This is a genomic window from Nocardiopsis sp. NPDC006832 (assembly GCF_040635885.1).
Lineage (GTDB): Bacteria > Actinomycetota > Actinomycetes > Streptosporangiales > Streptosporangiaceae > Nocardiopsis.
On sequence record NZ_JBEYLC010000090.1, the window covers coordinates 1 to 18,041 of the forward strand.

An 18,041-nucleotide genomic window follows, 5' to 3' on the forward strand; every position below is an offset into this window, starting at 1 on the left:
AAGGAGACGGTCGAGGTCGACGGTAAAAAGGTCGACGTTGAGTATCCGGACGCGGTTTTCAGTCGAGTGAACCCAAAGCTGTCCAACACCTTCGCTCAAAATGTAGCTAAAGAGGCACAAATGATTGCTGAGGCGGGACAATTATCTGCAGTTACTGTTGCTACAAGTATGGCAGGGCGTGGAACTGATATAAAGTTATCAAAAGAGGTTCATGATATCGGTGGCTTAGCAGTGATTATTAATGAACATATGGATAATAGCCGTGTTGATCGTCAATACTTCAATCAATATTTGTCAAGACGTCGAATACGTCATATTGTAGGCTATGTCCCTCAAGACATCGCACTATTCGAGCATATGACTGTCATGGAGAACATTGAGTTTTAGCCCGGTGGGGCGTCGACCCCCTCTCTTCGTACCCGGGGCGGCCAGAAGGCGCCGTAAGACCCCTGGGAGTGGTCCGGGCGTGAACCTCGGGCCCGGATCAACCCAGACGGAGTCCGAGGTCGCAGCGTGCGATACAGCGCCTCGAAGTCGGGTGGGAACGCGAAGGACCCGGCCGCGCTCGGCGGCCGGGTCCTTCGACTGTTCGGGGCGTACCCCGATGGACTCTAGTGGTCCTTGTCCTCGTTCTCGGCTCCATGGTGCAGGTGGTGCCCGGTGTGGGCCTCCACCCCCTCGAAGGAGATGTTGTCCTTCGTGTACCAGTGGGCCAGGGCGCGACGGAACCGGCCCATGCCCTTGCGGGCGTTGGGGTTCTCCACACCCTTGTCGTCGGTCTCGGGCTCCTCCAGTGCGGTGGAGGAGATGACCGGCTTGCTCTCCAGCACGTGGGTGGTCTCCGCCGAGCTCTCCTTGTGGACCTCGATGAACTCACCGCTGGGGAGCTGCTGGATGATGCCGCTCTCGTAGCCGTGCTCCAGGGTCTCCCGGTCACGACGCTGCAGGCCCAGGCAGATCCGCTTGGCGATGATGTAGCCCAGGACCGGACCCACGAAGATCAGCACACGGAAGATGTACGTGGTCAGGTACAGGTCGATCGAGAACGTCTCCGACAGGATGTCGTTCGAACCGGCGAGCCAGAGCACGCCGTAGAAGACGATGCCGCCGACGCCCAGAGCCGTACGGGTCGGGGCGTTGCGCGGACGGTCGGCGACGTTGTGGGCACGCTTGTCACCGGTGATCCACTGCTCGATGAACGGCCACGCCGCGAGCGCGCCGAACAGCAGACCCATGACGCCCAGGCCCGGGATCAGCACCGCCGTGATGATGGGGTATCCCTGGCCGATCGGGATCGTGAAGTCGAGCGTGTTCGGGAAGATGCGCAGCGAACCCTCCATGAAGCCCATGTACCAGTCCGGCTGGAGACCGGAGGTGATGGACGTCGGGCTGAAGGGGCCGAACAGGTGGATCGGGTTGATCTGGACGAACGCGCTCAGACCGGCGATCACGGCGAAGGTGAAGAAGAAGAATCCACCCGCCTTGACCGCGAAGGCCGGGAACATGGGTGTTCCGACCACGGTCTTGTCCGTTCGCCCTTGCCCTGGATACTGCGTGTGCTTCTGGTGCCACAGGATCATGAAGTGCGCCACGATGAGCGCCAGCAGGATCGCCGGGAGCAGCAGCACGTGCAGCATGTACAGGCGCGTGATGATGTCCTCGCCGGGGAACTCCCCGCCGAACAGGAACATCGAGATGTAGGAGCCCACCAACGGGATCGCCAGCATCACGCCCTGGAGGATGCGGACACCCATGCCCGAGGGCAGGTCGTCCGGCAGCGAGTAGCCGAAGAGGCCCTCGACCATGGCCAGGGAGAAGATGGCGACACCGATGAGCCAGTTGATCTCACGCGGCTTGCGGAACGCGCCGGTGAAGAACACACGGAGCATGTGCACCACCAGCGAGGCCACGAAGATCAGGGCGGCCCAGTGGTGGATCTGTCGAACGAGGAACCCGCCCCGGACATCGAAGTCGATGTGCAGGGTCGAGGCGAACGCCTCACTCATGGGAACGCCCTGGAGGCGCTCGTAGGAGCCGTCGTAGACGACCTCCAGCATGCTCGGCTTGAACCAGAGCGTGAGGAACACGCCGGTGACGAGCAGGATGATGAACGAGTACAGCGCGATCTCACCCAGCATGAACGACCAGTGGTTCGGGAAGACCTTGCGCAGGTTCTTCTCGCCGGTCTTGGCCAGGTGGAAGCGGTCGTCGATGAAGTTGCCGACGCCGCGCAGCGCCTTGGGTGCTTGCGTGGTCTTACTCATCGACTAGTCCTTGTATTCCCAGAACGTCGGCCCGGTCGGCTCGTTGAAGTCACCTCGGGCGACGAGGTAACCCTCGTCGTCGACGCCGATGGGCAGCTGCGGCAGCGGCCGGTGGGCCGGTCCGAAGACGACCTTGGCGGCGTCGGTGGCGTCGAACGTGGACTGGTGGCACGGGCACAGGATCCTGTGCGTGGTGCGCTCGTAGAGCGCCGCGGGGCAACCGACGTGGGTGCAGATCTTCGAGTAGGCCACGATGCCCTGGTGGGTCCAGTTCATGTGGGTCTCGTCGCTGCCCTCACGGACGGGAGTGTCCATGCCGGGCTTCCAGTCGTCCTCCGGCACCTTGATGAGCAAGATGACGGACTTGGCCTGGTCGGTGAGGCTCATCCCGTGCGGATACCCCTCGTCGTCCAAGGCCGGGAGCGCGGAGATCATCCCGTACGGGTCGTTCTCCAGGTCCTCGGCCTTGAGGTGACGGTGGGTGCCCTCGACGTACATGCGCATGCCGTCGACCCAGCGGGTCTCCTTCATCTGGTCGCCGGGGAGGGGCCCGGTGTCGCGCAGCAGCACGATCGGGGCCAGACCCAGCGGCAGCATGGCCAGGATGAGCGTACGGCGCATCAGCGGACGCTTGGTGAAGCCGCTCTCGTCGGCGCTCTTCATGAAGAACTCGCTGAAGGAGCTCTTCTCCTCCTCGCTGGAGGGAAGCTCGTCGTAGGGAGAGGCCACCTCGTAGTGGGGCATCACGTTGCGCGCCCACACCGTCATACCGGCGCCGATGGCGAACATCGCCAGGGTGAGCGTGCCACCCAGCAGCATGTTCGAGTACTGGCCGATCTGCGGGTCCGCGATCGCCGGCTCCCCCGCCGCGTTCGGCGGGAAGAGGAAGTAGGAGACCAAGAACCCGATACCGCCGAGGAAGGCGATGAGGAACCACACCGAGGCCAGCTTCTCGCCTCGACGCTGCTGCTCCTCCGGGCGCTTGTGGGTCTCCGAGGCCAGGTACGGCCCGTTGTGCTCACTCTCGGAGTGAGCCGAGGTCTCGGTCACCACGTCGTCGGTGTCCGCCGGGGTGCCGACGACACGTTCGTCGGCACCGGCCTCGTTGTTGTCGTTGTTGTTCTCAGTCATGGGCACGCTGCTTCGCCGTGATCCAGATCGCGCAGGCGATGATCAGGGACAGACCGATGGTCCATCCGATGAATCCCTCCGCGACCTGGCCGACACGCTCCAGGTCGAAGATGCCACCGGCGTTCGGTTCCGCCTGCAGCGTCTTCACGTAGGAGATGAGCTCCTGCTTCTCCTCGGGGGTGATGACGCCGTCGCTGAACATCGGCATGGCGCCGGGTCCGCTGACCATGGCCTCGTAGATCTCACGCGGAGTCGAGTCATGGATCTCGGGAGCCCAACGACCGTCGGTCAGGGCACCGCCGCCACCGGACCAGCTGTGGCAGTGCGCGCAGTTGGTCAGGTAGAGCTTCATGCCCATGTCGACGTCGTCGGCGCCCTCGATGTAGGCGTCGTAATCGGTCTCGTACTCCTCAAGAGCGATCTCGTAGGACTCCTCGTCCTCGAAGTTCTCGCGCTCGGGAGCGGCGGCCGGGACGTCATAGGGGATGTCGGCCCCCATGTCGTCGGTCCTGATCGACTCGTTGTAGTAGGCGATCAGGTCGGCCAGGTCCTGCTCGGACATGACCATGTCCTTGCGGGGCATCTGGGAATCGGGGTCCATCGACGGCATACGGCCGGTGCTGACCTGGAAGTCGACGGCGGCCGGCCCCACCTCACGGAGGTCGGGGCCGTTGGTCATCTCCCGGTTACCGTCCTCGTCCGTGTAGGTGCCACTCCCGTCGTAGTTGTGGCAGCTCGCACACGTCTGGTCGAAGATGGCCTTGCCGTTGGCCACGTCCACGTCCTCGGGGGACGGGGCCTCGGCCGAGAGCGTCTGCGCACGCGCCTCGTCCGAGGTGGGGGCCAGAGCGGCGAATCCCACCCCGAACAGGGCTAGCGCGAGGATGACGACGGCATACCCCGCCAGGGGATGCCGCCGCCGCGCGGTAATCCATTTCACGGTTTCCCCGTTTCGGGTCACTGGATGAAGTAGATGGTGAAGAACAAAGCGACCCAGACGACGTCGACGAAGTGCCAGTAGTAGGACACGACGATCGCGCTGGTCGCCTGTTGGTGAGTGAAGCGCTTCGCGGCGTACGTGCGTCCCAACATGATGAGGAACGCGATCAGACCACCGATGACGTGGAGTCCGTGGAAGCCCGTGGTCAGGTAGAACATCGACCCGTAGGCGCTCGACTGGAGAGTCAGCCCCTCGTGGACGATGAGCTCGTAGTACTCATAAGCCTGTCCAAGGATGAAGAACAGGCCCATGAAGAACGTGATGAAGAACCACATGCGCAGCTTCTTGACGTCGCCGCGCTCTGCGGCCCAAACGCCGAATTGCGCGGTGAAGCTGGAAGCCACCAGGACAATGGTGATCGTCGAGGCCCACGGCACGTTGAGGTGGACGTCCGCCCACTCGCCGAGCTCGGGGTTCCCGTTGGTCACCGATCGGATGGTGAAGTACATCGCGAACAGCGCGGCGAAGAACATGAGTTCGTTGGCCAGCCACACGATGGTGCCAACACTCACCAGGTCAGGACGCTTTGCCGCACCATGCGCTGATGCGGTTGCTGTTTTTGGGTTCGCGGTTGCTGTCGCCACGGGAGCATTATTACGGCATCCCGCGAAGACCCGTACTCGACCCCCCGTAAGGCGACGGATCAGGTCCGGGATCGGCCATCCTCTGCGGCTCGGGTGACGGTGTGGTCGTGACTCGGGCGTTACTGTAGCGGCCCCGCTCGTGATCCGGGGCACGCCACGCGCTTACACGCGAGAAGTGGCGCGAACCTGCGCGGCTGAGGCGTTCCGAGACGTTCAGTACCCCCTCGAAAGCCCCCCGAACCCTTCAAAAACAACGGCCCGGCATCGAAAGAATCACCTTTGGACAACGTCACCTCGGGAGGCCCTGAACGAAGGGCCCCGAGATCCTGGCATCCTGTGGTGTCCAAGGTCTCAACGCCTCAACGTCCACCCACCCTCATCCGGGGCGCGGGAGCATGAGGCAATAGAGTCGGAGTGGAAACAGTCAACGAACGCCACGGTCGCACCCCCCATGGCCGCGACCGAGGGCTGACGCGATGGGACGGTTGCGCGATGAGCGGTACGGACACGGGCGCCAGGATGCGCGTGCTGGTCTACAGCGACAAGGCCGACACCCGTGAGCAGGTCCGGACGGCCATCGGCCGCCGGCCCGCCACCGATGTCCCCAAGGTCGAGTTCGTCGAGTGCGCCACCGCGCCCGGCGCCCTGCGCAAGCTGGAGTCCAAGGACCCCGCCGAGCGCATCGACGTGGCCATCTTCGACGGTGAGGCCGCGCCCACCGGCGGGATGGGCCTGTGCCGCCAGGTCAAGGACGAGATCTTCCAGGGCCCGCCGATCCTGCTCCTGGTGGGCAGGCGGGACGACCGTTGGCTCGCGACCTGGTCGCAGGCCGACCAGGTGGTGAGCCACCCCATCGACCCGGTCGCGCTCGCCCAGGCACTGGCCGAGCTCATGCGCCGGCGTGCGGTCGCGCTCACGGGGTGACGACGACCGTGGGGCGTGACGCGCACGGCCGGCTGACGGCCGTAAAGGACAACGGCGAGAGAGACCTGCGCCGTCGGTTGGTGATGGGCGGAGCCCTCAACCACGGCGCCGACATCGGGCGATGGCGCGGCCGCGCCTACAACGCCCTCTCCTTCGCCCGGGGACGCTGAACGGGGCGGGCGCACTCGTGTGCCCGCCGCCGGCGCCCCTTTTCCTTTCCACGCCCTTCCGCCAGGAGTCCACATGAACGTCCCCGTTCCCTCGGCCGCGCCGGCCGAGAACAACGCGCTCGATACCAACGCCCAGGAGACCTCCGCCGTCCAGGAGCGGACCTGGTCCAACCTGATCACCGCCCTGCTGGGCGGGGTCTCCCTCAGCGCGGCCGACACCGAGTGGGCGATGAACGAGATCATGTCGGGTTCGGCCACCGACGCCCAGGTCGCGGGGTTCGCGATCGCCCTGCGCGCCAAGGGCGAGGGGGTGTCCGAGGTGACCGGTCTCGCCCAGGGCATGCTCGAACACGCGGTGCGTATCGAGGTGCCCGGGCCCACGCTCGACATCGTCGGGACCGGCGGCGACCGCGCGCACACCGTGAACGTGTCCACCATGGCGGCGATCGTGAGCTCGGCCGCGGGTGCCCGGGTGGTCAAGCACGGCAACCGCGCGGCGTCGTCCTCGTGCGGGACGGCCGACGTGCTGGAGCGTCTCGGTGTGGTCCTGGACCTGCCGCCGGAGCTGACCGTGCGGCTGGCCGAGGAGGCCGGCATCTCCTTCTGCTTCGCTCCGCTGTTCCACCCGTCGTTGCGGTACGCGGCCAAGCCGCGCCGTGAGCTGGCGGTGCCGACCGTGTTCAACTTCCTGGGTCCGCTGACCAACCCGGCGCAGCCCACCACCTCCGCCATCGGCGTGTTCGACGAGCGCATGTGCGAGGTGATCGCGGGGGTGTTCGCCCGCCGTGGTTCGTCGGCGCTGGTGTTCCGCGGCGACGACGGTCTGGACGAGCTGACCACGGCCACCACCTCCACCGTGTGGGTCGTCCGCGACGGTGAGGCGCGTCAGGAGCGGCTGGACCCGACGGACCTGGGCATCGCGCGTTCGGCGCCCGACGCCCTGCGCGGCGGCGACGTGGACTTCAACGCCCAGGCGGTGCGCGACATGGTGGCGGGTCGGCCCGGCCCGGTGCGCGACGCGGTGCTGCTCAACGCCGGGGCCGCGCTGGCGGCGGTCGACGGTATCGAGGGCGACCTGACCGAGGCGGTTCGCGCCGGCTACGATCGGGCCGCGGCCGCGGTGGACGAGGGCGCGGCGCGGCGACTGCTGGAGACCTGGGTGAGCGCCAGTCAGGAGCTCGCCAAGGGCGTCTGAGGCGCCTGGGCCGCCTGTGGGGGCCTTCGAGGACGAGGAGGGGCGCGGTGGATTCCGATCCACCGCGCCCCTCGTGTTTTCGCCTGCCCGACCGGTTCTACCAACCGATCGCGAAGGCCGACTCCAGGTCGTGCTTGGAGTAGGTCTGGAAGGAGATGTGGGTGTCGGAGGAGGTCACACCGGGCACCTTGTTGACCCGGCCGGGGATCACGTCCGCCAGGTCCTCGTGGCGCCGGACCCGCACCATGGCGATGAGGTCGACGCCGCCGGTCACGGAGTAGACCTCACTGACCCCGTCGATGTCGGCGATGGCCTCGGCGACCTCGGGGATGCGGTGGACGTCGGCCTTGATCATGACGATCGCGGTGATCACTGTGCCTCCTGGCGTTGGTAGAGCATGTGCGGGACGAGACACCCCTAGTACACGTCCGATAGGCGTGTTCCGGAGCGCCACCGCAGTCGGTAGACCGCCAGTCCCGCGATCACCCCCGCGACGAAGCCGTAGACGTGTGCCGCGTAGGCCACGCTGGATCCGCCGCCCGGGGCGGTCGAGGATGTGACGTAGAGAAGATACTGAAGCGCGAAGTAGCTTCCCACCACGGCCCACCCGGGCAGACGCATCGGGATCACCCCGAACACCAGGGTGGTGACCCGGCTTCGGAACTGGACCACGAGATAGGCGCCGAGCACCCCGGAGATGGCCCCGGAGGCCCCGATCATGGGGATCCCGCCGTCCTGGTCGACCAGCGCGTGCCCGAACGCGGCGACCACCCCGGTGGCCAGGTACAGCAGCAGGAAACGGACCTTGCCGAGCCGGTCCTCGACGACGGGACCGAACACGAACAGGTACACCATGTTGCCGAGAAGGTGGGCGGAGCCGCCGTGCAGGAACATCGAGCTGAGCACCGAGAACCAGACGACCTTGCCGTCGATGGGTCCGCATTCGGGGGTCAACGGTTCGGCCAGGTCGACCCGGCCGAGCATCTCGTCGGGGATGGCGCCCCAGCGCATGAAGTACGCGTCGATCGAACACACGCGTTCGAACAGGTCGACGGGATACCAGACGGCGGTGGCGGCCTGCGGGGAGAGCAGGTAGACGAGCACGTTGACCGCGATCAGGCCGTAGGCCACGACCGGGGCGCGGCGGACGGGGTGGTCGTCATTGAGCGGAAGCGCGGCCATGGGCCCAGTGTGTCATCCGAGTGTGCGCTTCGGCTCCCCGCAACGGGCATGTCCACTCACCTTCGACCTCCACCAGGCGTGCGCCGGGCGTGACGAGCCAGTCCAGGATCAGTTCGCTCTCCCCCGCGGTGGCGTTGGGGACCGGCCCGTGACCGGGCGGGACGCGTTCGGCGGTGGCGACCAGGGAGGCCAGGAAAGCGGTGGGGTCGGTGCCCGGTGTGAGGACGGCGCTCGCGGCCAGGCGTCCGTGACGGACCACGATCGTCTCCCATCCGGTGGCGCCGGGGCGTGAGGCGACCAGGTGCGGTACCGCGGCGATGGCGGTGAGCCGTTGGACTCGGCGGGCGCCGCGCAGGAAGGCCATGAGGCGGTCGCGCAGGCTCGCCGCCTCTTCGTAGCGCAGGTCCTCGGACAGCTCGCGGATGCGTCCGGTGAGGGCGTCCAAGACCACGGCCGGGTCGGTGGTCATGGCGGTGCGGGCGGCCTCGGAGTGGACCGTGTAGGCGTCCAGGGGCTCGGTGCCGTCGCAGGGCGCGCCACAGCGGCCCAGTTGGGCGAGCACGCACTTGGGGACCACCCGTTCGGGCGGGGCGAAGGTGTGGGTGCACTGGCGCAGCGGCAGCGCGTGCAACAGTGCCTCCTTGGCCTCCTCGGCCTCGCGTGCCGAGTTGTAGGGGCCCAGGTAGGGGGCGCCGTCGTCGCGAACCGCCCGCACGACCGACAGCCGGGGGTAGGTGTCCGTGGTGAGCTTGACCCAGCGGGCGTTCTCCGGGTTGCGGGAGCGACGGTTGAACGGTGGTTTGCGTTCGGCGATGATCCGCAGTTCGCGGACCGAGGCCTCCAGGTCGGTGGTGCACACGATGGGGGTCACCGACACCACCAGGCCGGCCATCTCCCGGATGCGGCGGCGCGATTCGGCCGCGGTGAAGTAGGAGGCCACTCGTCGGCGCAGGTTGTTGCTCTTGCCGACGTACAGGCTGCGCCCCTGGGCATCGTTGAACACGTACACGCCGGGGCGTTCGGGCAGGTCCTCGGCCAGGTGGCGTCTGGCCCGCTGGGCGCGGGTGGCGGGTTTGGCGACCGAGCGCAACTCCTCCAGGCTGGTGACGCCCAGCGGGGTGAGGCGTTCGATGAGCCCGTTGAGCACGTCCACGGTGGCGCGGGCGTCGTCCAACGCCCGGTGGGTGGGGGCGACGTGGGCTCCGAAGTAGGTGGCGAGCGTGCCCAGTCGGTGGTTACGGACCTGGGGCGCGGGGAGCAGGGCCCTGGCCAGGCGCAGGGTGTCGACCACCGGGGGCGCCGGCCATTCCAGGCCCGCACGTTCGCAGGCGGCCTTGAGGAAACCGGTGTCGAAGGGCGCGTTGTGGGCGACCAGAACGGTGCCGGGGGCCTCTTCCAGGAACGCGAGCAGCTCCGGCAGGACCTTCTCGATCGGCGGGGCCGTGGCCACCATCGCCTGGGTGATGCCGGTCAGCAGGGTGATGTTGGCCGGGATGAGCATTCCCGGGTCGACGAGGGTGGTGTACTCGCCGATGATCCCGCCGCCGCGAACGCGTACGGCCCCGATCTCGGTGATCCGGGACTTGGAGGCGCTGGTTCCGGTCGTCTCCAGGTCGACCACGACGAAGGTGGCCCCGGCCAGTGGAGTGCCGAGGTCGTCGATGCTGGTCTGGTCGCCGAAGGGCGTCGCGGGCTGTCCAACCACGCGGTCAGGTTAGTCGGGGGTGACGACCGAACCCGTCCGGGATGCCGGTCGACCCACCCGACATGGAAAGATGTGGGCGTGGGCGGTCCCGACGTCGAGTGACCGATGGGTCCGGCGACGGCCGCCACGAACAGGCAACGACACCGAGGAGGAACCGTGGGGATCGCGATGCCGGGTGACGATGAGCGTTGGCGATGCACCGGGTGCGGCAATCTCACGCGGTTCGACGTGACGCGCACCGTGCGTTCGCAGGACTACGTGCACCAGGAGCTGTCCGGCGCCGGCGCCGTCGAGGAGCGCACCGTGCTGGCGGAGACGATCGAACGGGTGAAGTGCCGTTGGTGCGGCGCCACCGACAGTGTGGAGATCGTCCCCCGTCCTGACGCCGAACAGTCGGTCCCCGACACTTCGGCGGAGAGCCCGACGGGTCGGTCATGAGCCCCGGCCCGGTGACGGGCGGCTCCGGCGAGGAGGACCGCTCCGAGCGGGAGGACGGTGAGGAGCACCTCGTGCGCTCCCTGCCCGAGCCGGTGCGCGCGCGGGTCGTGGAGTACGGGTCCGACGTGTTGGGCGGCATGCGCGCGTCGGACCTGCCGCCCGTGCTGCGCAGGGTGGCCAGGTTCGAGCCCCGTCGACGCGCACGACTGGCCGGACCGCAGATCGCCGCGCAGTTGGAGACCGACGCGGACTTTCGTGGTCTGGTCGCCGCTCGCGTGGAGCAGGTGTGGCCCGAACTCGCCGAGGGCATGCGGTCCGGGGTGGTCCCGCCCGCCGCCGATCCGGTGACGGTGGCCGCCTGCGCGTACCTGCTGCGTCCCCCCGGGTGGGCCGGGATCATCGAGGACGTCCACCTCGAACTGGACCGTCGGCACAGCGCCAAGGAGGTGGATGAGGCCGCCGAGGCGCTGGAGAGCGTACGCCGGGAGCTGGAGGAGGCCCGCCGCGGCCTCCAGACGGACCTGGAGCGACAGCGCGCCACCATCGTCGAGCAGCGCGCCGAGATCGCCGAGCTGCGCCGCAAGGTGCATCACGAGCGTCAACGCGCCAAGACGGCCACCGCCGAGGCCGAACAGGTCCTGTCCGAGATCCGGGACCGTCGGGACGAGACCGAGGGGCGGATCAGCGGCCTCGAAGTGGAGAACCGTCGGTTGCGTTCCCGGCTGGCCGACGCCGAGGCCCAGGTGGAGAACTCCCGCCGCGCGGTGCGCGCCGGCCGCAACGCCGACGAGGCGCGTCTGCGTGTGCTGTTGGACGTGTTGGTGGACGCCTCACACGGACTGCGTCGCGAGCTCGCGCTTCCCACCGGCCTGGACAGCCCCGCCGACCTGGTCGCCGAGGCCCATGAGGAACAGCGTCGGGTGTCCTTGGGCGGGCTGCCCGACGACGACCCGGGTCTGCTGGACCACCTGTTGACCGTGCCTCGGGTTCATCTGCTGGTGGACGGCTACAACGTCACCAAGACCGGCTACGGGAACCTGCCGTTGGCCGATCAGCGCAATCGCCTGCTCGCCTCGTTGGAGGGGCTGGCGAGTCGCACCAAGGCGGAGATCACCTGTGTGTTCGATGGCGCGGACGTGGACACTCCCCCGGTGACGCCCAGCCGCCGGGTCCGATTGTTGTTCAGCGCGCCCGGGGAGACCGCGGACGAGGTCATAGTCCGGCTGGTGCGGGCCGAGCCCCCGGGCCGGCCGATCGCCGTTGTGACATCCGACAAGGAGATCGTCCAGGCGGTGCGCGGGGTCGGCGCTCGGGCCGTCCCCTCCCTGATCTTCCTGCGAAGACTCGATTGAGAACGCGCCTGTTGTGACCACGGTCACCACCGAGCGTGGTGGTGACCGAGGCTCGTTGTGGTTGAGAGGGGAAGGCGCGTCCGCTAGGTTCATCCCGAACGTGAGTGCTTCGTCGGGTAGAAGGCCACCTTTGTGCCACCCCACCCCGGCGAGGGCCCGCACACTCATGTCGGCCCGCCTCAAGGCGTGGGCCCCCTACCCTTTCCGTCTCCCAGTCACCCCTGCGGACTTCTCAGACACTCAAGGAGCGTGGACCGCCATGAAGAACCCCGGTGGTCGGCGTACTGCTCGCCGAATCGCTACGACCGGCCTCGGTGTGGTCGCCGCCGGCACCTTCATCGCCCCCGGCATCGCCCATGCGGAACCGACCCAGGACGAGGTCGAGGACCGCATCGAGGAACTGAACCAGGAGGCCTCGGAGGCAGTCGAGGCCTACAACCAGGCCGAAGAGGACTACGAGACGGCCAAGGCCGCCTACGACGAACTCGACGAACAGGTCGGGGACGAGCAGGATCGCTACGACGAGCTGCGCGAGCAGGTCCAGCAGTTCGCCAACGCCACCTACCAGGGCGGCGAGCTCGACTCCACCACGAACATCCTCACCTCCGACGGCCCCGAGGCCCTGCTGGCGCAGAACGCCGACCTGAACTACCTGTCGGACGCCCAGCAGTCCCAACTCGACGACTTCGGTGACTCCTCCGAGCGTCTCTTCGCACTCAAGGACGAGGCCGAGACGTCCCTCGACGAGGCCGAGGACACCTTGGAGGAGAGCGAGGAGGCCAAGGACGAGGTCGAGTCCGCCATCGAGGAGCAGCAGGAACTCCTCGCGCAGTTCCCCGACGCGGACAGCTCCGGCGAGGGCGCCGACGACAGCGCCGGGCAGTCCCACGAGGGCAGCGGCAACGCCTCCAGCGCCCTGGACTTCGCCTACTCGAAGGTGGGCCTGCCCTACGTCTACGGCGGCACCGGCCCCAACGGATACGACTGCTCCGGTCTGGTCCAGGCGTCCTGGCGGGCCGCGGGCGTGGACCTGCCGCGTACCACCTACGCCCAGGCCGGGCTCGGCACCCGTATCAACGACATGGGCTCGCTCCAGCCGGGCGACATCATGTTCTTCTCCGGCCAGGCCCACAACGGTCTCTACGCCGGCAACAACCAGATGGTGCACGCCCCTCGCACGGGCCGCAACATCGAGGTCGTGGGACTGGCCGCCTACTGGGCCGGTCAGTTCGAGTTCGCCGTGCGCCTGTAGCGCGCCGCGCCGACACTCGTCGAGGCCGTCGTCCCTTCCGGGACGGCGGCCCTTTTTCGTTTCGCGGTGACACCGGGTAACGGCAAGTCAGGAGTTTCGGACAGGCCGCCTGATGCACCGGAACGTCACGAATCAGTTGAGAGCGGCCCAAGGGATGCACTAATGTTCATCGCCGAGCGTGGTCGCTCCTCTTCACCGAACCCCGTCGGTGACGACCACGTCCGGGCCGGGTCACTCCCCGCAGCCTTTCGGTCGACCTCTTCGACTTGGTCCCGCCCGGTGCACTCCCTTGTTCCCGCCTCATCCGGGACGAGGGGAGAAAGGTGTTGCCAGTGTCTGCATTCCGTGGCGCCTCCGGTCGCCGATCGGCCGTCATCGCCTCGATCTGCGTCGGGGCCTTCCTCGCCCCCACCGCCGTGGCGCACGCCGAGCCGACCGCCGACGAGGTGCGAGAGGAGATCGAGAGTCTCGAAGAGGAGTTCATCGAGCTCAACGCGGCCTACAACGACGCCCAGGAGGCGCACGAGGCCGCGGAGGAGAAGCTCGAAGAACTGCTCGGCGACATCGAGACCGCCGAGGAGACCATCGACGAGCTGAGCGGCGGGGTACGTAGCCTGGCCAACATCGCCTACACCGGTGTCGATCCGACCTCGCCCACCCACTTGATCGGCGCTACCGGCCCCGAGGAGGCCCTGGAGCACCAGGCCGATCTCACGTACCTGTCCGAGCAGCAGCAGGCCGGCCTGGATCAGTACGTCGACGAGCTGGAGCACCTGGAGTCCCTGCGCGAGGAGGCGGAGTCCACCGAGGAGAGCGCCGCCGACGCGTTGGAGGACGCGGAGGAGGCCACCGAGGAGGCCGAGGCCTCCATCGCCGAGCAGGAGGAACTGCTCGAAGAACTCTCCGCCGAGGAACAGGCCGAGGCCACCGAGAACGTCGGCAACGACAGTGGGAGCGGCGGCGGCGACAGCGGCGGCGGTGCGAACTACACCGGCCCGGCCACCGGCAACGCCCAGGTCGCCCTGGACTTCGCCTACGCCCAGATCGGCAAGCCCTACGTCTGGGGCGGCACCGGACCGGGCGGCTACGACTGCTCCGGGCTGACCCAGGCCGCCTGGGCCCAGGCGGGCGTCAACCTGCCGCGCACCACCTACGACCAGGTCAACGCCGGACAGCGGGTGTCCTGGGAGAACATGCAGCCCGGAGACCTGATGTTCTTCTACGGCGCCAGCCCCACCCACGTGGGCCTGTACGCGGGCGACAACGTGATGGTGCACGCCTCCACGTCCTCGCGCCCCATCGGCACGGTCACCCTCAACGACTACTACCGCTCCAGCTTCACCACCGCCGTGCGGCCGTGACCTGTCGCCTCTCCGCTTCGCCCGGGCCCGTGGTGCGTTCGCCACGGGCCCGAGGCGTCTTTCCGCAACCCCCGAGGAAACTCCCCCTAGACTCACCAGGGTGTCGCGAACCCTGATCATCACCAACGACTTCCCACCCCGCGCGGGCGGCATCGAGTCCTTCGTGCACGAGCTCGCCCTGCGCCACCGGCCCGGGTCGGTCGTGGTCTACTGCTCCTCCCCCCAAGCCGCCGACCAGGCGGCCGACCCCCACTTCGACCTCCGTCAGCCCTTCCCGATCGTGCGGGACGCGGCCAAGGTGCTGCTGCCCACTCCACGAGTGGTGCGACGGGCGCGGGTGATCGCCGAACTCGAAGGGTGCGACTCCGTGCTCTACGGCGCCGCGGCCCCGTTGGGGTTGGCCGCGGCCCACCTGCGTCCCCTGCGGCAGGTCGCGCTCACCCACGGGCATGAGACCGGTTGGACCGTCCTACCCGGGCCCGCCACGGCGCTGCGACGGATCGGCGACACCGTGGACACCGTCACCTACCTGGGCGAATACACCCGACGCCGGTTGGCGCGCTCCCTGTCCCCCGCCGCCGGCGCGCGCATGCGCCGGTTGGCCCCCGGCGTGGACACCGACCGTTTCCGGCCCGGCGCCGGAGGCGAGGAGGTGCGCGAACGTCTGGGGTTGGGCGAACGCCCCGTGGTGGTGTGCGTCTCGCGCATGGTGCCGCGCAAGGGGCAGGACACCCTGATCCGTGCCTGGCCGCGGGTGCTGGCGGACGTCCCCGACGCGGTATTGCTTTTGGTGGGCGAGGGTCCTTACGCCTCCCGGCTGCGTTCGGCCGCCGCCGGGCTGGACTCGGTGCGCTTCACCGGCCCGGTCCGGGCCGAGGACCTGCCCGCCCACTACGACGCGGGCGACGTGTTCGCCATGCCGTGTCGGACCCGGCGGGGCGGGCTGGACGTGGAGGGCCTGGGGATGGTCTACCTGGAGGCGTCGGCCACCGGGTTGCCGGTGGTGGCGGGGTCCTCGGGCGGCGCCCCGGACACGGTCCTGGAGGGCGAGACCGGGCACGTGGTGGACGGATCCTTGCCCGGTCCCGCAGCCCGAGCGCTCATTCGACTCCTGAAAGACCGCGACCGCGCCGCCCTGATGGGCGCACGCGGCCGCGAATGGGTTACCCGGGAGTGGGGTTGGGATCAGACCCTGAGTCGCCTTGACGACCTCCTGAGAGGCCCTGAGGGGATCTGAGGCGTCCCCGTGGCCCCTGCCTCCTAGAGGTCCTCCCCATGGACGTCCCCGGGGGTTCCCGACCCGTCGGTGCCCTGGGGCTCACCGGTGGCGCTCTGCTCCAGCCACTCCTCCCAGGAGCGCTGGTAGAAGCCCCAGCCGTTGTCCCATTCCAGCTCGCGGTCGGTACCGGTGGTCTCCAGGACGTCGCCCATCAGCGACTCGTCGTGGAACCAACGAGCGTCCTCGACGGTCATGTTGGTGCACCCGTTGGAGGTGTTGGCGCTGCCCAGGTTGCCGGCGTTCCAAGGGGCGGCGTGGGAGAACTCGCCGCTGTTGGAGGTGCGCACCGCCCAGTCGACGTCCAGTCGGTAGTGACCGGGTTCCCCCTCCTCGATTCCGACGGTGGCGGAGTCCATCACCAGGGACTCGTACTTCTCCATGGTGAGGTGGACACCGGAGGTCGTCGTGTTGAAGCGTTCGTCGGCGGCCCCGTTGCTCACCGGGATGGTGCGGACGTTCTCACCGTCGACGGACACCTCCATCTCGTGGTCGGGGACATGCATCGTGGAGATCATCTCCCTACCGACCTCGAACTCGATGCGGTGATCGCTCACCCCGAAGACACCGTCGGAGGCCTCCACCCCGGCCAGGTGCAGGTCGACCGCGATCTCCTGGTAGGGCTCCCAGTACTCCTCCGGTCGAAAGACCGCCATCTGGTCGGAGACCCAGTTCCAGGCCCCCTGCGCCTCCTCCTCGGAGATGACCTCCATGGAGTTCTCCACCTGCTCCTTGTTGGTGACGGGCAGGTCGAAGTTGATGATCACGGGCATGCCCACCCCGACGGTCTGCCCCGAGGTGGGGAAGTTGGAGACCAGTTCGAGGCTCTGCCCTTCCGTGGTGTCCTGCGTGGTGAACTCGGAGACGACCTCGGTCTCCTCGCCCTCGGCGTCGGTGGCGGTCGCGGTCACGGTGATCGCCGAACCGGGATGCAGGTTCCAATCGGCCACCCAGGCGTCCTCGGCCTCGTTGAGGGTGCCGGTGACGTCGTGGACCGTGGGTTCCTCCGCCCCCTCCGCCTCACCGTCGCCCGCCTCGGACGCCTCGGACGGGTCGACCTGGTCGATCCGCACGTCGGTGATGGTCCCGCCCTCGGCCGCGACCCGGACCGGGGTGTTCGGCGCGATCTCGGTGGCTCCCGGTTCGGGGGTGATGGTGACCTCGGGACCGGCCTCCTCGGTGGCCTGCTCGTCCGTCTCCGGCTCCTCATCGGTGCTGCAGGCGGTGAGCAGGACGAGCACGGCCATGGCCAGGGCCCCTCGTGAGTGGGCTCGTCGCTTCACACAGTCCTCCAACGTCCATTCGGTCGGCGCACCGGAGCATCCGGCCAGGGCCGGAGCCTTTCCGTGCCCTTCGGGCAACGATAAAACAACGGCCCCGGTGCCCGGCACGCGTCACACGGACGCGTGGCCGGCCACCGGGGCGGTGACACTCACATCTTACCCTGGGTGATCATCTTCCCTCGAAGAGCAATCGCCTCCGGGGTCGATCTCAGTGCTGGAACTCCTTGCGGTAGTACTCGAAGACCCAGCCGATCGTGGTCAGGATGATGGCCAGGAAGCCGAGGAACAGCATCCACCAACCGATCGCCATACCGACCGCCGTGAAGGCGACGGCCAGCGCGACGAACATCGGCCACCAGCTGTGCGGGCTGAAGAACCCGTACTCGCCGGAGTTCTCGGCGATCTCACCGTCGAGGCGCTCCTCGGGGGGAAGCCCGTGGTGGTGCTCACTACGGCGAGCCGACTGCCAGAGCCAGAACCCGATCATCCAGCCGAAGCCGATGCCGATGATCAGGATGGTGGAACCGGCCCACTCGATCTGGCCGGTCTCCAGGTAGGACCAGTAGATGTACAGGGCACCGACCAGACCGAAGAAGGTCGCGATCCCCATGAACAGGTAGGCCTGCATCTTCATATGGGCCGCCTCCTACTTCTTCTCGGCACCGGCGGCGACGGCACCGGGGGCCGCGACGTGCGGGTGGTTGAGGTCGAAGGCCGGACGCTCGGACCGGATCCGCGGCAGCGACGTGAAGTTGTGCCTGGGCGGCGGGCAGGACGTGGCCCACTCCAGGGAACAGCCGTAACCCCACGGGTCGTCCACCTCCACCATCGGCGCCTTCTTCGCGGTGACGTAGATGTTCCAGAAGAAGATCAGCGTCGAGGCGGCGAGGACGAACGAGGAGATCGAGGAGATCTGGTTCAGCT

Annotated in this window: 18 protein-coding genes and 1 pseudogene; 9 read left to right on the forward strand and 10 right to left on the reverse strand. The window is 67.9% G+C overall.

The features are described from left to right. Nucleotides 1-387: hypothetical protein (locus tag ABZ717_RS26685; protein ID WP_358515405.1), on the forward strand; the 387-nt coding region annotated here is incomplete at its 5' end. Nucleotides 388-611: 224 nt separating this feature from the next. Here the strand turns inward: ABZ717_RS26685 and ABZ717_RS26690 are convergent. The 4 genes from ABZ717_RS26690 to ABZ717_RS26705 all read right to left on the reverse strand — a co-directional run bounded on the left by ABZ717_RS26690 (nucleotide 612) and on the right by ABZ717_RS26705 (nucleotide 4,907). Then, the gene (locus tag ABZ717_RS26690; RefSeq protein ID WP_358515408.1) at nucleotides 612-2,264 is read right to left on the reverse strand and encodes a cytochrome bc complex cytochrome b subunit; all 1,653 of its coding nucleotides are present in this window, start codon (nucleotides 2,262-2,264) and stop codon (nucleotides 612-614) included. A 3-nt stretch (nucleotides 2,265-2,267) separates the two neighbouring features. Continuing rightward, nucleotides 2,268-3,395 (reverse strand): Rieske 2Fe-2S domain-containing protein, encoded by a 1,128-nt coding sequence (locus ABZ717_RS26695; RefSeq protein ID WP_358515411.1) that lies wholly within the window; start codon nucleotides 3,393-3,395, stop codon nucleotides 2,268-2,270. Next, nucleotides 3,388-4,257 (reverse strand): c-type cytochrome, encoded by an 870-nt coding sequence (locus tag ABZ717_RS26700; RefSeq protein ID WP_358515444.1) that lies wholly within the window; start codon nucleotides 4,255-4,257, stop codon nucleotides 3,388-3,390. The genes ABZ717_RS26695 and ABZ717_RS26700 overlap by 8 nt, the downstream gene beginning before the upstream one ends. A 95-nt stretch (nucleotides 4,258-4,352) precedes the next feature. Further along, nucleotides 4,353-4,907: a heme-copper oxidase subunit III gene (locus ABZ717_RS26705; protein ID WP_084392720.1), complete on the reverse strand. Its 555-nt coding sequence runs from the start codon at nucleotides 4,905-4,907 to the stop codon at nucleotides 4,353-4,355. Nucleotides 4,908-5,471: 564 nt separating this feature from the next. On the opposite strand from ABZ717_RS26705, the gene ABZ717_RS26710 reads away from it, so the two are divergent. The 3 genes from ABZ717_RS26710 (at nucleotide 5,472) to trpD (ending at nucleotide 7,268) form a co-directional block, all read left to right on the forward strand. Beyond that, on the forward strand, nucleotides 5,472-5,903 hold the full coding sequence (locus ABZ717_RS26710) for a hypothetical protein (RefSeq protein WP_358515415.1): 432 nt from the start codon (nucleotides 5,472-5,474) through the stop codon (nucleotides 5,901-5,903). Continuing rightward, complete coding sequence (locus ABZ717_RS26715) at nucleotides 5,900-6,073, forward strand: hypothetical protein (protein ID WP_358515418.1); 174 nt, start codon at nucleotides 5,900-5,902, stop codon at nucleotides 6,071-6,073. The genes ABZ717_RS26710 and ABZ717_RS26715 overlap by 4 nt, the downstream gene beginning before the upstream one ends. A 73-nt stretch (nucleotides 6,074-6,146) precedes the next feature. Then, the gene (gene trpD / locus ABZ717_RS26720; RefSeq protein WP_358515421.1) at nucleotides 6,147-7,268 is read left to right on the forward strand and encodes an anthranilate phosphoribosyltransferase; all 1,122 of its coding nucleotides are present in this window, start codon (nucleotides 6,147-6,149) and stop codon (nucleotides 7,266-7,268) included. A gap of 97 nt (nucleotides 7,269-7,365) precedes the next feature. Here trpD and ABZ717_RS26725 read toward each other — a convergent pair whose 3' ends face one another. The 3 genes from ABZ717_RS26725 to ABZ717_RS26735 are packed head-to-tail and all read right to left on the reverse strand — an operon-like array spanning nucleotide 7,366 to nucleotide 10,155. Next, nucleotides 7,366-7,641, reverse strand: a complete 276-nt coding sequence (locus tag ABZ717_RS26725; RefSeq protein WP_067606568.1) for an Lrp/AsnC ligand binding domain-containing protein — start codon at nucleotides 7,639-7,641, stop codon at nucleotides 7,366-7,368. A 44-nt stretch (nucleotides 7,642-7,685) separates the two neighbouring features. Then, the gene (locus ABZ717_RS26730; RefSeq protein WP_358515424.1) at nucleotides 7,686-8,450 is read right to left on the reverse strand and encodes a rhomboid family intramembrane serine protease; all 765 of its coding nucleotides are present in this window, start codon (nucleotides 8,448-8,450) and stop codon (nucleotides 7,686-7,688) included. Then, nucleotides 8,428-10,155, reverse strand: coding sequence for a DEDD exonuclease domain-containing protein (locus ABZ717_RS26735; RefSeq protein WP_358515427.1), 1,728 nt, complete (start codon nucleotides 10,153-10,155; stop codon nucleotides 8,428-8,430). Before ABZ717_RS26735 ends, ABZ717_RS26730 begins: the two co-directional genes overlap by 23 nt. A gap of 156 nt (nucleotides 10,156-10,311) precedes the next feature. Between ABZ717_RS26735 and ABZ717_RS26740 the strand changes: the two genes are divergently transcribed. The 5 genes from ABZ717_RS26740 (at nucleotide 10,312) to ABZ717_RS26760 (ending at nucleotide 15,795) form a co-directional block, all read left to right on the forward strand. After that, nucleotides 10,312-10,593 (forward strand): hypothetical protein, encoded by a 282-nt coding sequence (locus ABZ717_RS26740; protein ID WP_358515429.1) that lies wholly within the window; start codon nucleotides 10,312-10,314, stop codon nucleotides 10,591-10,593. Further along, nucleotides 10,590-11,945, forward strand: coding sequence for an NYN domain-containing protein (locus ABZ717_RS26745; protein WP_358515431.1), 1,356 nt, complete (start codon nucleotides 10,590-10,592; stop codon nucleotides 11,943-11,945). Before ABZ717_RS26740 ends, ABZ717_RS26745 begins: the two co-directional genes overlap by 4 nt. Before the next feature lie 259 nt (nucleotides 11,946-12,204). After that, on the forward strand, nucleotides 12,205-13,197 hold the full coding sequence (locus ABZ717_RS26750) for an NlpC/P60 family protein (RefSeq protein WP_358515433.1): 993 nt from the start codon (nucleotides 12,205-12,207) through the stop codon (nucleotides 13,195-13,197). Nucleotides 13,198-13,529: 332 nt separating this feature from the next. Then, the gene (locus ABZ717_RS26755; RefSeq protein WP_358515434.1) at nucleotides 13,530-14,558 is read left to right on the forward strand and encodes a C40 family peptidase; all 1,029 of its coding nucleotides are present in this window, start codon (nucleotides 13,530-13,532) and stop codon (nucleotides 14,556-14,558) included. 100 nt (nucleotides 14,559-14,658) lie between these two features. Continuing rightward, nucleotides 14,659-15,795: a glycosyltransferase family 4 protein gene (locus ABZ717_RS26760; RefSeq protein ID WP_358515436.1), complete on the forward strand. Its 1,137-nt coding sequence runs from the start codon at nucleotides 14,659-14,661 to the stop codon at nucleotides 15,793-15,795. Nucleotides 15,796-15,818: 23 nt separating this feature from the next. Here ABZ717_RS26760 and ABZ717_RS26765 read toward each other — a convergent pair whose 3' ends face one another. From ABZ717_RS26765 to ABZ717_RS26775, 3 genes and pseudogenes are all read right to left on the reverse strand, one after another. Then, entirely contained in the window at nucleotides 15,819-17,117 is a 1,299-nt protein-coding gene (locus tag ABZ717_RS26765) for an Ig-like domain-containing protein (protein ID WP_358515439.1), read from the reverse strand. 208 nt (nucleotides 17,118-17,325) lie between these two features. After that, nucleotides 17,326-17,751 carry a cytochrome c oxidase subunit 4 gene (locus ABZ717_RS26770; protein WP_358515442.1) on the reverse strand — a complete coding sequence of 142 codons (426 nt, stop codon included), beginning with the start codon at nucleotides 17,749-17,751 and terminating at the stop codon, nucleotides 17,326-17,328. 12 nt (nucleotides 17,752-17,763) lie between these two features. After that, nucleotides 17,764-18,041: pseudogene (locus ABZ717_RS26775) on the reverse strand (cytochrome ubiquinol oxidase subunit I); the annotation flags it as partial.

Coding starts and splice junctions, on each gene's coding strand:
- ABZ717_RS26690 (WP_358515408.1), bottom strand. CDS start 2,264: ATGAGTAAGACCACGCAAGCACCCAAGGCGCTGCGCGGCGTCGGCAAC.
- ABZ717_RS26695 (WP_358515411.1), bottom strand. CDS start 3,395: ATGACTGAGAACAACAACGACAACAACGAGGCCGGTGCCGACGAACGT.
- ABZ717_RS26710 (WP_358515415.1), top strand. CDS start 5,472: ATGAGCGGTACGGACACGGGCGCCAGGATGCGCGTGCTGGTCTACAGC.
- trpD (WP_358515421.1), top strand. CDS start 6,147: ATGAACGTCCCCGTTCCCTCGGCCGCGCCGGCCGAGAACAACGCGCTC.
- ABZ717_RS26730 (WP_358515424.1), bottom strand. CDS start 8,450: ATGGCCGCGCTTCCGCTCAATGACGACCACCCCGTCCGCCGCGCCCCG.
- ABZ717_RS26745 (WP_358515431.1), top strand. CDS start 10,590: ATGAGCCCCGGCCCGGTGACGGGCGGCTCCGGCGAGGAGGACCGCTCC.
- ABZ717_RS26750 (WP_358515433.1), top strand. CDS start 12,205: ATGAAGAACCCCGGTGGTCGGCGTACTGCTCGCCGAATCGCTACGACC.
- ABZ717_RS26770 (WP_358515442.1), bottom strand. CDS start 17,751: ATGAAGATGCAGGCCTACCTGTTCATGGGGATCGCGACCTTCTTCGGT.